The 12,568-nt window shown below is 63.1% G+C and carries 10 protein-coding genes; 4 read left to right on the forward strand and 6 right to left on the reverse strand.

Annotation, left to right across the window (positions count from 1 at the left end):
- The first annotated feature begins 92 nt into the window (after positions 1 to 92).
- A complete protein-coding gene (locus FO013_RS15960; RefSeq protein ID WP_143923559.1) occupies positions 93 to 1,112 on the forward strand; it encodes an epimerase in 1,020 nt (339 codons plus the stop codon).
- 33 nt (positions 1,113 to 1,145) lie between these two features.
- Here FO013_RS15960 and trhO read toward each other — a convergent pair whose 3' ends face one another.
- Positions 1,146 to 2,057 carry an oxygen-dependent tRNA uridine(34) hydroxylase TrhO gene (gene trhO, locus FO013_RS15965; protein WP_143923560.1) on the reverse strand — a complete coding sequence of 304 codons (912 nt, stop codon included), beginning with the start codon at positions 2,055 to 2,057 and terminating at the stop codon, positions 1,146 to 1,148.
- 171 nt (positions 2,058 to 2,228) lie between these two features.
- On the opposite strand from trhO, the gene purL reads away from it, so the two are divergent.
- A complete protein-coding gene (gene purL, locus FO013_RS15970) occupies positions 2,229 to 4,595 on the forward strand; it encodes a phosphoribosylformylglycinamidine synthase subunit PurL (RefSeq protein ID WP_143923561.1) in 2,367 nt (788 codons plus the stop codon).
- A gap of 107 nt (positions 4,596 to 4,702) precedes the next feature.
- Here the strand turns inward: purL and FO013_RS15975 are convergent, their stop codons facing one another.
- The 3 genes from FO013_RS15975 to FO013_RS15985 form a co-directional block, all read right to left on the reverse strand.
- Positions 4,703 to 6,085: a 2-hydroxycarboxylate transporter family protein gene (locus FO013_RS15975; RefSeq protein WP_143923562.1), complete on the reverse strand. Its 1,383-nt coding sequence runs from the start codon at positions 6,083 to 6,085 to the stop codon at positions 4,703 to 4,705.
- Between the two features lie 92 nt (positions 6,086 to 6,177).
- Complete coding sequence (locus FO013_RS15980) at positions 6,178 to 7,047, reverse strand: hydroxymethylglutaryl-CoA lyase (RefSeq protein ID WP_143923563.1); 870 nt, start codon at positions 7,045 to 7,047, stop codon at positions 6,178 to 6,180.
- Positions 7,047 to 8,309 carry a CaiB/BaiF CoA transferase family protein gene (locus tag FO013_RS15985; protein WP_260848197.1) on the reverse strand — a complete coding sequence of 421 codons (1,263 nt, stop codon included), beginning with the start codon at positions 8,307 to 8,309 and terminating at the stop codon, positions 7,047 to 7,049. Before FO013_RS15985 ends, FO013_RS15980 begins: the two co-directional genes overlap by 1 nt.
- A 52-nt stretch (positions 8,310 to 8,361) precedes the next feature.
- On the opposite strand from FO013_RS15985, the gene FO013_RS15990 reads away from it, so the two are divergent.
- Positions 8,362 to 8,994 (forward strand): IclR family transcriptional regulator, encoded by a 633-nt coding sequence (locus tag FO013_RS15990; RefSeq protein WP_143923565.1) that lies wholly within the window; start codon positions 8,362 to 8,364, stop codon positions 8,992 to 8,994.
- On the opposite strand, the gene FO013_RS15995 is transcribed toward FO013_RS15990, so the two are convergent.
- Positions 8,934 to 9,641: a hypothetical protein gene (locus FO013_RS15995; protein WP_143923566.1), complete on the reverse strand. Its 708-nt coding sequence runs from the start codon at positions 9,639 to 9,641 to the stop codon at positions 8,934 to 8,936. The genes FO013_RS15990 and FO013_RS15995 overlap by 61 nt on opposite strands.
- Positions 9,642 to 9,808: 167 nt before the next feature.
- On the opposite strand from FO013_RS15995, the gene FO013_RS16000 reads away from it, so the two are divergent.
- Positions 9,809 to 11,038: a cobalamin-independent methionine synthase II family protein gene (locus tag FO013_RS16000; RefSeq protein WP_143923567.1), complete on the forward strand. Its 1,230-nt coding sequence runs from the start codon at positions 9,809 to 9,811 to the stop codon at positions 11,036 to 11,038.
- Between the two features lie 51 nt (positions 11,039 to 11,089).
- On the opposite strand, the gene FO013_RS16005 is transcribed toward FO013_RS16000, so the two are convergent.
- Positions 11,090 to 12,490: a TIGR01777 family oxidoreductase gene (locus tag FO013_RS16005; protein WP_143923568.1), complete on the reverse strand. Its 1,401-nt coding sequence runs from the start codon at positions 12,488 to 12,490 to the stop codon at positions 11,090 to 11,092.
- Positions 12,491 to 12,568: the final 78 nt, after the last annotated feature.

Genomic DNA, 12,568 nt, shown 5'->3' on the forward strand with positions numbered 1-12,568 from the left:
GACGATGCGAGAGCCTCGTCCCCCGAAAAACCGGGGATCGATGCGAGCAGAACCTTGCCGATGCTGGGTTCTGCCGGTGTTACGGTCGCTTCATGACTGCGGAAAATGTTTCTCCTCGCCCCGACGACGGCTCAGCACCGTTAGCGGTCATCGCCGGAGCCTCCGGTTTCATCGGCAGATCGCTCCTCGCTCCTCTTCAGTCGTGGGGTTACCAGGTGCGCACCATCGGGCGGGCTGCTTCCTGGGGCACACATGTCTCCTGGGACGATCCGGACGGAATCGCTGCCGTGATCGACGGCGCCGATCTGCTCATCAACTTCGCCGGCCGCAGCGTGGGGTGTCGATACAACGATCGCAACCGGCAGGCGGTCTGGGATTCACGAGTCACGACGACTCGGATCTTGAACGATGCAGTCAGGGCCGCCTCGGCGCCACCGCGTCTGTGGATCAACTCGAGCACGGCCACTATCTACCGCCATGCCATGGACCGGCCGCAGACCGAGAACGATGGGGACATCGGTGAGGGCTTCTCAGTGGATGTGGCCAAAGGCTGGGAGCGAGAATTCTTCCGTGGTGATCTCCTGCTGACCAGACGGGTCGCTTTGCGGATGGCGATCGTACTCGGTGACGGCGCGGCGTTGAACATGCTCGCGACCGCAGCCAGATTCGGCGCCGGCGGTCCCCAGCTGGAAGGGCGCTGGTTTGGCCATACTCGCTACCGCGGCATCGGACCCGATGCGTCAGGACCTGAGGACTGGCGGGGACATCCGCTCAGTCGTGGGAAGCAGAGGTTCAGCTGGGTGCACATCGACGATGTTGTGCGTGCAATCCGTTTCATCGATGCCCACGAGGAGATCACCGGTCCTATCAACGTCTCGAGTCCCGGTGTCTCGGACAACACCGCGCTGATGGCTGCCCTGAGACGAGCCGTCCGGATGCCGATCGGCATTCCGGCACCACGCTGGCTCTTGGAAATCGGGATGATCGTCCTCCGACAGGAATCGGAGCTGGTGCTCAAGAGCCGCTGGGTGCTGCCGCAGAGATTGGAGCAGGCAGGGTTCGAGTTCAGGTGGACGGATATCGGTGCGGCGACGAAGAGCCTGCTTCGGTAGAAGCTGCACAACACGGGTCCGGCACGGACGGCGTCAGCCTGCGGTCACCTCGGCGGGGATCCCGGCCTGCACACAATCGGGGCAGTAGGGCTGACGGTTCTTCTCCGTGCAGTCCTCACAGCGCAGGTACTGCTCACGGCAGTCGAGGTTCGCGCAGTTGACGAAGTTCGGGGTCGCCTTCTCACACGCGACGCAGTGACCGATCGATTCGGCTCCTTCGCCGAACTCCACGTGCATGCGCTTGTCGAAGACGTAGAGGGAACCGTCCCAGTACCCGGTGTTGCCGAAGGTCTCTCCATAGCGGACGATGCCGCCGTCGAGCTGGTAGACCTCTTCGAAGCCCCGGTTCTTCATCAGCACGGACAGGACCTCACAGCGGATGCCGCCGGTGCAGTAGGTGACGACCGGTTTGTCCTTGAGGTCGTCGTACTTACCCGATTCGATCTCGGCGATGAAGTCCTTGGTTGTGTCCGTCTCGGGCACGATCGCATCGCGGAACTTCCCGATCTGAGCTTCCATCGCATTGCGGCCGTCGAAGAAGACGACATCGTCGCCGCGTTCGTCGAGGAGTTTGTGCAGAGCTCCCGGTTTGAGATGCTCGCCGCCGCCTTCGACTCCGCTCTCAGTCACCGTGATCTCGTCGTCGGTGCCGAAGGTGACGAGCTCGGGTCGGACCTTGACGCTCAGGCGGGGGAAATCGTCTCCCTCGCCGTTGGACCATTTGATGTCGGCTTTCTTGAACGGCTCATAGGATCGCGTCGCCCGCACATACTGCTTGACGTCGAAGATATCGCCGCCGATGGTGGCGTTGATGCCGTCCTTCGACACGATCACGCGCCCCTTGAGCCCGAGACTCTCGGCCAGAGTAAGTTGCCACAGCTTGACTGCCGCTGGGTCCGCCAAGGGGGTGAAGACGTAGAACAAGACGATTTTGGGAGTTGCCATGGCCCATATTCTAGTTGGCGAGACCTCGGGCGGTACCCGCATAAGGCGCAGACCAATGGTCGACTCGATCACATAATCCACTCAAGGATGAGACCGGTTTCTTCCCCTCCCCCGCACCACGGCTAAGATTGGCCCTGATGCCGTGTCGTATGAAAGGGCCGTTAAGAGGACATGTCGAGTAACCTCAACTCTGCGAATTCCACGCAGGTCGAATCCCAGCAGATCGAAACCGATCAGGCCGCCTCCAAGAAGGTCAAGGAGACCGTTGAGTTCGCTGCTGCGAATCCCGACGTGGACCAGCCCTATGCCGACCTCGGACTGAAGGCCGACGAATACGCGCAGATCCGCGAGATCCTGGGACGTCGCCCCACCTCGGCGGAGTTGGCGATGTACTCGGTCATGTGGTCCGAGCACTGCTCCTACAAGTCGTCGAAGGTGCATCTGTCGAAGTTCGGTGACAAGGTCACCGAAGATATGAAGAAGCACCTGCTCGTGGGCATCGGCGAGAACGCCGGCGTCGTCGACATCGGCGACGGCTGGGCCGTGACCTTCAAGGTCGAGTCCCACAACCACCCCAGCTACGTCGAGCCCCACCAGGGTGCGGCCACCGGCGTAGGCGGAATCGTGCGCGACATCATCTCGATGGGCGCACGACCCGTCGCCGTGATGGATCAGCTGCGCTTCGGCGCCATCGACCACCCCGACACCTCTCGCGTGCTCCACGGAGTCGTCTCCGGAATCAGCAACTACGGCAACTCCCTCGGCCTGCCCAACATCGGCGGCGAGACCGTCTTCGACTCCGTCTACCAGGGAAACCCCCTGGTCAACGCCCTCGCAGTCGGCGTCATGCGCCACGAGGACATCCGTCTGGCCAATGCTTCGGGCAAGGGCAACAAGGTCATCCTCTTCGGCGCCCGCACCGGTGGCGACGGCATCGGCGGAGCCTCGATCCTTGCCTCGGAGTCCTTTGATGACACCAAACCTTCGAAGCGTCCAGCTGTGCAGGTCGGCGACCCCTTCGCAGAGAAGGTCCTCATCGAATGCTGCCTCGAACTCTTCCGCGCAGGCGTTGTCGAAGGCATCCAGGACCTCGGTGCTGCCGGCATCAGCTGCGCTACCTCCGAGCTGGCCTCGAACGGTGACGGCGGGATGCACATCGCCCTCGACGACGTGCTGCTGCGCGATGAGACCCTGACCCCTGAGGAGATCCTCATGTCGGAGTCCCAGGAGCGGATGATGGCCGTGGTCACCCCCGAACGCCTCGACGACTTCCTGGCGATCGTGGGCAAATGGGACGTCGAAACCTCCGTGCTCGGCGAGGTCACGGACTCCGAACGCCTCATCATCGAATGGCACGGAGACGTCATCGTCGATGTGCCTCCTCGCTCGGTCGCCCACGACGGCCCCGTCTACGAACGTCCGATGGTCGAGCCATCATGGACCGCCGAGGTCGCCGCGAACACCGTGGAATCCGCTGGTCTGGTCAAGCCCGAGGGCGACGAGCAGCTGCGCGCGACCGTCCTCCAGCTGGCAGGGGCACCGAACCTGGCGTCGAAGGACTGGATCACCTCCCAGTACGACAAGTACGTGCAGGGAAACACTGCGCAGGCGTTCCCCGATGACGCGGGAGTCATTCGCGTCGACGAGAAGTCCGGGCTCGGCGTGGCCATCGCCACCGACGCCAACGGTCGCTACTGCTACCTCGATCCGGCCCGCGGCGCGGCGCTGGCGCTGGCCGAGGCCTACCGCAACGTCACCACTGCCGGGGCCATCCCGCGCGCGGTCACTGACTGCCTCAACTTCGGCTCCCCCGAGGACCCTGAGATCATGTGGCAGTTCGCGGCCGCAGTCGAGGGCCTCGCCGAGGCGTGCCAGGATCTGGGCATTCCCGTGACCGGTGGCAACGTCTCCCTCTACAACCAGACCGGCGGCGTGGCTATCCACCCGACCCCGGTCGTCGGTGTCCTCGGCGTCTTCGATGACGTCACCCGCGCCACTCCGAGCGGTTGGAAGGAGCCGGGCCAGACCATCTACCTGCTCGGAACGACCGAAGCCGAACTCGACGGTTCGGCGTGGGCCGACGTGACTGCCGGCCACCTCGGTGGAGTGCCTCCTCAGTACAAGCCGGGCACGGAGAAGGAACTCGGTGAGATCCTCATCAACTCCTCGCGTGACGGCATGATCGATGCTGCGCACGACCTGTCAGAAGGCGGTCTGTCGCAAGCACTCATCGAATCCTGCCTGCGCTTCGGCACCGGTGCCCGCATCTGGCTCGACGAGGTGTGCGAACGCGACAACATCGACGTGTTCACCGCTCTGTTCTCCGAGTCCACCGCGCGTGCGATCGTGGCCGTGCCGCGGTCCGAAGAGGTCCGCTTCAAGGACATGTGCACCGCCAGGCACTTCCCGTTCATCCGCATCGGCATGACCGACACCGGCGACGAGGCACCTGTCCTCGAGGTCGTCGATCACTTCGAGATCGGACTCGACGAGCTGCGCGAGGCTCACGAGGGGACGCTCCCGAAGCACTTCGGCTGAGCCGGAATTCAGCTGAGTTCGTCGGCTGTTCGCGGCGGCGGGCAGCACGTCCTCACCTGCACGCTCAGTGGTCCCCTCGGCGATTCACACACGGCGTAGCTGATCGTTCACATGTGGAGGAAGGGCACCAGCAGGGACACGATGAAGAGGTTCACAGCCCCGCCGAGTCGAGTGCTCAAGGCCGCGAAGGGCATGAGGTGGATGCGGTTGGCGGCGCTGAGCACCGCCACATCTCCGCTTCCTCCTGTATCTGCCATGACCAGCCCCGGGGTGATGGCGGCTTCGACGAAGTTGAACTTCAGCAACCAGCCCAACACACCTGCCACCAATCCTGCCGAGATGACTGTGAGCACTGTCAGTCCCATGAAGATCGGGTCCGAGATCGCACCGACGACTTCGTTGATGTCGATGTAGGTGATGCTCACGGTGACAAGTAGAGCCGGTAAGAAGTAGGAGGTCATGAGCTCTCCCCATTCGGTGCTCGCCTCTTCTAGCTCCCTGGGGAACAGGCCGAATATCTTGATCAGCGCTGCTGCGATGATGGTCCACGCATAGGGGTGGAGGAATGGCATGATCGCACCCAGCAGTGTCCCCAGGATGAACAGCCCGGCGGCGATCGCCACTCCGATTCCCAGTTGCTGGAATGTCGACCCGCTCTTCTTCTCCGGCAAGCTCAGCTCGTTCTTCCGTCCCTTGACTCTCATCAGCTCGCCGTCGCCGTTGAATCCGACGAACCATTGCCTTCCGGACCGTCCGAGGCCGTTGAGCAGACCGGCGAAGATGATGCAGAAGATGTTGCCGATCACCAGCGCTGCCATGAGGTCGGCCATGAAGACCGATGCGTCGGTGCCGGTCTGAGCCGCATACATCTGCGACATCGGGACCGCCCCGATGCCGAGGCCACCGGCCATGATCGGTCCCGCGACGAAGAGGATGCCCTTGATGAATCCGAACCCGAGAATTGCGCTGATGCCTCCGATGACGAGGAATGTGATGACGATGCAGCCCAGCAGCGGGATGAGGAAGCGCGGGCCTGCTTTGAGCAGGAGTGCCCTCGGCATCCCCAGGACAGAACCGGCGATCACGGCGACGACGAAGAAGTCGAGGAAACCGTAACCGTCGAGGAAGTTCGTCACCACTGGCGGGATCGAGTCCGGCATCACTCCGGCGTAGATGAGGATGGCCGGGACGAAGGTGCACAAGAGCGTGGGCAGTCCGTAGTCGCGGACCTTCGGAATCGATTGGCCGATGGCCATGAGTGCCCCACCCAGTACGACCGTGATCCCGAAGCCCACGAGCATGCTGTCGGGCAGATTGTCGGTCAGTGCCGCAACAAGGAAGGTGATGAACAGTGCGCCGAAGTAGAGATAGGGCATGCCTGCGATGCGAAGCAGATCACGTTTCCTGCGGGTACCTGTGGATGAGTCGAGCGCGGGGGCGGCAGTAGCTTCAGTCTCGGGGTGAGCGGGACGACGAACTTCTGACATCATTGTCTCTTTTCGTTTGATGCGAATGGTGCCGATTCTCTTACTGGGATGACCGTTGTACGGAGAGACCGAGCTGTGTCGATCGTCCGTCGTATTCAGGCGGCGACGGGTGTACCTCTCGCGAGGGCTGCCGTCAGGAGTTCTCTGACTTTCGCCAGCCCCTCAAGGTCGATGCCGGTCTCGAATCCCCGCGCGTTCAGGTGCTCAACGAGTTCTTCCGTGGCGATGTTTCCGTGGGCACCAGGTGCGAAGGGGCAACCTCCGTATCCTCCTGTGGCTGCGTCGAATTCGGTGATGCCGAGGTCGAGTGCTCGATCAACGGTGTCGAATGCCTGTCCTTGGGCGTTGTGCAGATGCAGGCTGAGGTCGATGTCGGGCAGTTCGGCTCGCAGATGCTCGAGACTAGTCTGCACATCCTGCGGTCTCGCGGTGCCTATGGTGTCGGCCAGACCGATCCTGCTCACGCCGATGTCGGCGTACGCTCCGGCGATCTCGGCCACTGCCTCAGATGCGATGTCGCCTTCGAAGGGGCACGCGAATGCTGTCGAGATTCCTCCGCTGAAGTCCACTGCGGGATATGACTCAACGATCGGAGCCAGTTCGGCGATCGCCTCGCTCGGACTCCTTCCGGCGTTGGCCCGACTGTGAGCGGCACTGGCGGAGACTACCAGGGTGACGGTGGTGAATCCGGCTGAGACAGCTCGATCGACTCCACGTCGATTGAGCGCCAGTGCCCGCCATGTGATCGACGGGCGTTCAGAGACCAGACCGGCCAGCTCCTCGGCGCCGCTCATCTGCGGGACCCGTCGCGGATTGACGAACGAGGCCGCTTCGATGTCGTTGATTCCGGCTTCGACGAGGGCTGCCGCGATGAGCAGTCGGTCCTCCACCGAAGTGACTCGGGGTTCGTCCTGCAGACCATCGCGCAAGACGACGTCGGTGATCCTCGCTTGCGGTTTCGTCATCAGACCACTCCTTTGCGTTTGAGGTCCGAGTAGTCCTCGGCACTCACTCCGAGGACGCCGGTGAGAATGGATTCGGTGTGCTCTCCCAGCTCAGGTCCGACCCATCTGATGTGCCCTTCTGACCCGGGGATCCGCGGTACGACTCCGGGGAAGCGGATCGCCTCGGTCGTATCGTCCTCGATGCTGACATCGATGGACTCGAGCATTCCCCTGGCCGCGAAGTGCTCGTCCGCAGCTATGCCCGTGGCATCGTAGACGGGACCAGCGGGCACTCCTGCAGCGGCGAGTTCGTCCACGGCTTCAGAGACCGTACGGTGCAGCGTCCAGTTCCGGACGATGTCGTCGAGTTCGGTCTCGCGTTGGCTGCGTATGTGCCCGTCAGCCAAGGTCGCGTCGTCTGCCAGATCCGGACGGCCGCACAGCTGCATGAGCGCTCGGAATGGCTTTGCCGCGTTGCCGGCGATCATCACTGACTGTCCATCGGCCGTCGGGTAGCTTCCGCTGGGGACGACCCCGGGGAGGTTGGCCCCGCTGCGTTCGCGCACCATTCCGTAGGCATCGTAGTCGGGGATGAGAGATTCCATTGCCGAATACACTGCCTCGTAGAGAGCGACGTCGACCACACGAGCCTGCTCGACCCTATGACCGTTCTTGAGTGCGAACAGCTGGATCACCGCGCCGAGGGCACCATAGAGTCCGGCCATCGCATCTCCGATCGGAGCGGCAGGTCGAACAGGGGCGCGGTCGGCGTGGCCGGTGACATGTCGCAGTCCGGCGAACGCCTCGGCCACTCCCCCGAACCCGGCACGGTCACGGTAGGGCCCGGTCTGCCCGTACCCGGAGATGCGCACCATGATGATGTCGGAATTCACCGCTTTGAGGTCATCCTCACCGAGGTGCCAATTCTCCAGGGTGCCCGGACGGAAGTTCTCGATGACGACGTCGGACTTGGCGACGAGGTCTCTGACGATCTCCTGACCCTCTTCGGTGCGCAGATCTACGGTGACGGATCGTTTGTTGCGGGCCAGAGTTCGGAACATCATCGACACTTTGCCGCGCTGGCGGCGCCAGGTGCGCAGTTCATCCCCGGTGCCGGGCGTCTCGACCTTGATGACTTCCGCTCCGAAGTCGGCGAGGAGACGGGTGGCGAATGGTGCTGCGATGAAATTGCCCAGTTCGAGTACCCGCACGTCGCTGAGCAGCGCGCCATCATTTCGGCTGTCGGCCTGTGGTGCGTTCTTGGCTTCCTCTGTGGTGGCCAACTGCGCCCTCCCATCCATTGATTATCAGTATTTGATAACATACGATCATAATATGATTGGACATAATGTAACGGACGTCGGAGTCCTTGACAAGAGCATGGCCATAATCTCAGCCTGCGAAGCCTCACCGAGGATGGCAGCAGACATCGCCGAAGCTCTGGGTCTCTCTGTTCCGACGGTCCACCGACTGGCTCGGGCACTGGTGGCACATGGGCTACTCGCAAGAGAATCCAGCGGAGCGTTCCGACTCGGTGCACGCTTCATCAGCTTCGGCTTGGGCCAGATCGCTCGTGGACCTCTGCGCACCCTCGCCGAGCTCACAGGTGAGGCATGTCAGCTGTGGGTCCCCCGCGGACCCAATCGCCTGTGCCTGGTCAGCGAGGCCATGCCCAACGAACTTCATGTCGAGCTCCACGAGGGCACTCAGCTGCCCCTCGAGGACGGAGGGACCGCGGCCCGCGTCATCGGGGGTGAACGTTCGGAACAAGGGTGGGTGCTCACCGTTTCGGAGCGGACGGTCGGTCTCACCAGCGTCAGCGCACCGGTAGAGACCAAAGATGGTCTGGTCGGAGCCGTGTGCATCGTGGCACCGGTCGCCAGAGCCAGCAGCAACCTCGGCGAACTCTACGGAACCCGCCTGCTCGTCACTGCCTCGGCGATCGAGCGGGCACTGGCCGCGGCATAGCGATCCGATGGTCCGCTGGCCACTCGGCCGAGACCGTGCAGAAGTCCCAGGCCGCCGAATGAGGCTCCCAGCAGGACGAACTGTGTCAGGACCATTGACGTCGCGAACGAGGAACCAAGCGAGTTCATCGCCCATTCGACGAAGGCGACGACGAGTCCCGCGCATACCGCATAGCCGGCGGCGACGAGGTGCGTCCACCAGGGCCTGTTGCGCGCGAGGTTCCAGGCGATGAGCAGTCCGGCCAGCACGACGCCGCCGTGGAAGGTCCAGATGATGCTCTGGATGTTCATCGCCAGATCGACGCTGCTGACAGCACGGTTGACGATGATCGGCAGCAGATGCGGCAAGGCGAATGCGTAGATGCTGATGAAGATGAGCAGTCCCATCCCGAACAGGCGCATCGTCATCGGACTGGCCTTCACGATGAGCAGTGCGACGACGCCGAGGATGAGTTCGAGGATCGCGACCACGACGGTCACGGCCGGATACAGGGTGAAGAATTCCGGGCGCACTCCATCGATCATCATCGGCATCAGCACGAATTCCGGCAATGAGCCGACGGCCATGGCGGACCAGAACAGGAGTCGCGCCGTCCACCCTGGACCGGCTGCGCGTTCGTATCCTCCCGAGGAAGCCTGCTGACTCATGTCATCACTGTAGGTCTGCAAGGGCGTGGACCGCATTCTTTTCACCAGGTGAAAGCCGCAGCACGTGACCCAACATGACAACCCCCTCGCATGCGGGACCGCTTATGTGATTGCCTGAAGGAGAACGCTGCGGCTGAACTGCCGCCGAACAACCAGAGGAGTCACCTATGGCCACGATCCGCACCTCGCACGCAGGATCCTTACCCCGCACCCCCGAGCTCATCGAAGCCAACAAGGTCAAGCAGGCTCAGAACCACGCTCGCCTCGCCGGTGAAACCGTCTCCGACGCTCAGACGCAGGAATTCGATGATCTCCTCGCCGCCAGCGTGGCCGACCTCGTCAAGCGCCAGAAGGATCTCGGCATCTCGAACCCCAACGACGGGGAGTACGGCCATTCGATGGCCGCGGACTTCGACTACGGCGCCTGGTGGCACTACTCCTTTGCCCGTACCGGCGGACTCGAACTCGACAATGTCGACAAGTGGGATGCACCGGCTGTGCGCTCAGAACCGGGCAAGACGGTGCTGACCAGCTTCGGCGACCGCCGCGATCGCAATCTCTTCCCCGGCGTCTACGGCGATGCCAACGCCGGCACCGACACCGGTGACCAGCCGCAGTTCCCCAAGGCCACCAGCGCCATCAGCTACGTGGGCCAGGACCAGGTCGCCAGCGACATCGCCAACCTCAAGGCCGGTCTCGCAGCGGCCGGGTACGGTGAACGCGACGGCTACATCAACGCCCTGTCCCCCGGCTCGGCGTCTCGCATCGCCAATGAGTACTACACGACCGATGAGGAGTTCATCTGGGCGTGGGCCGATGTGCTGCGTGAGGAATACCTCGCCATCACCGAGGCGGGTCTGACCGTTCAGATCGACGATCCTTCCCTGGCCGAGAACTTCGACCAGATCAACCCGGAACCGTCCTTCGCCGACTACCGGTCCTTCATCCAGGTCCGCATCGATGCACTCAACCACGCACTGCGCGGCATCAATCCGGCCCAGGTGCGCGTCCACACCTGCTGGGGTTCCTGGCACGGGCCCCACGTGACGGACCTGCCGTTCAAGGAGATCGTCGACCAGGTACTCACACTCAATGCCGCTGGCATCACCTTCGAGGCTGCCAACGTCCGCCACGAACACGAATGGCGGATCTGGGAGGACACGAAGCTGCCCGAAGGCAAGTACCTCATCCCGGGCATCGTCTCCCACTCAACGAATGTCGTCGAGCATCCCGAACTCGTCGCCAATCGCATCGAACGTTTCGCGAAGCTCGTCGGTCCCGACAATGTCATGGCTTCGACGGACTGCGGCCTGGGCGGTCGCGTCCACCCTGAGATCGCCATTGCGAAGCTGCAGTCGCTGACCGCAGGTGCCGAAATCGCCGGAAAGCGTCTCTGAACTCAGGTTCCTCCGAGGCCCACGAGCCTCACCTGAAACCTTTCGCCCACTTCACGCTCCGCTGCCGAGTTCCTCCTCAAGGCAGTCGGACAGCGTGGGGTGGGCGAACTGGTATCCGGTCTCTTCCAGCTTCTCCGGACGCACCTTCTGGTCAGCCAGGGCGAGTTCCTTGGCCCCGTCGGCCCCGAGCACCAGCTCGGTGACGAAGCCGGGCGTGGGGATGCGGGCCGGGCGGTGCAGGTGGGCGGCGAGCGCCTCGGCGAACTCCTGCTGCGAGATCATGTCCGGGGCCACCGCGTTGACAGGCCCGCGGACATAGTCGGTGAGCACCGCATGGACATAGGATCGGGCCAGATCGTCGAGGGAGATCCAGGCCAGCCCCTGTTCACCGCTGCCCAATCGCCCTCCGGCGCCGGCCAGGTACAGAGGCGTCTGAAGTCTGAGGAATCCACTCAGTGAGGTCAGCGCAATGCCAGATCGGATCGAGACCCGGCGGATGCCCAGCTCTTCGACACGGGCGGCTGCGGCTTCCCATTCCTGGCACACCTCGGCGAGGAATCCGTCCCCGGCCGGAGCGGTCTCGTCCACCGGCGCTTCAGCGTGGGATCCGTAGATCCCGACGGCGGAGGCGCAGACGAAGACGTCGGGTCGTTTCGCCTCGGGCAAGGTACGCATCGTCTCCGCCAGCAGGGTCGTCGAATCGATGCGTGAGGAGCGGATCTCCTCTTTCGCCTTCTTCGTGAACCGAGTGGCGATGGTGCGCCCGCCGAGGTGGACGACCGCATCCGCCCAGGCCAGGTCGCGCGGGTTGATGATTCCGAGTTCGGGATTCCAGTGGGATTCGTATTCGGCCTTCGGAGAGCGACGCACGAGCAGACGCACGAAATGTCCTGCGGTGGAGAAGAGTGCCGCGACCTGCCGGCCGACAAGTCCGCTGCCGCCGGCGATGAGGATGCGTTTACCCTTCTTACGCGTCAGCAGTGGTGCGTTCATGCGTTCGAGGAACTCGATGTCCATGAGCATGCGCTGTTGTCTGGCCTCGAAAGTCGCTTCCAAGTTGTGGATGAGGCTGCGGTCGATCGAGTCGAAGCCAGCCGGTGCCATCGAGAACTCGATGTGGTCGTCGATCTTGGTTCCCCCGGCCACTGAGGAGAATTCGTGGGTGTGCTTCCACTGGCTCAGCGGACCCTTCTTGAGCTCATCGACGAACGAGAACCGGGAGGGGCCTTCGGAATGCACAGAACTGAATGGTCGTCGGACGAGGCCGTAGCTGCCGGGCACACTGGCCCTGACCTGTGCCACCGACCCGGGCGCGAGCGGAGGGTAGCTCTCCTCGACGATCTCTTGGGCCCAGTGCGGGGACAGTCTGGTCAGTGCTCCGGGCTGTGCGTGCCACAGATAGGTTGTCTCGGCGGCAAGCGGGACTTCAGATGTCCACTCGAAATTGGTCATGGCATCCCTCCTACTCCCGATGATGCCACCGGAGTCTGAGAGTGTGACCTGCAACTCGCCCACTCCTGAGTGAATTAT

Origin of the sequence: Brevibacterium aurantiacum (assembly GCF_007558825.1) — a bacterium.
GTDB lineage: Bacteria > Actinomycetota > Actinomycetes > Actinomycetales > Brevibacteriaceae > Brevibacterium > Brevibacterium aurantiacum_A.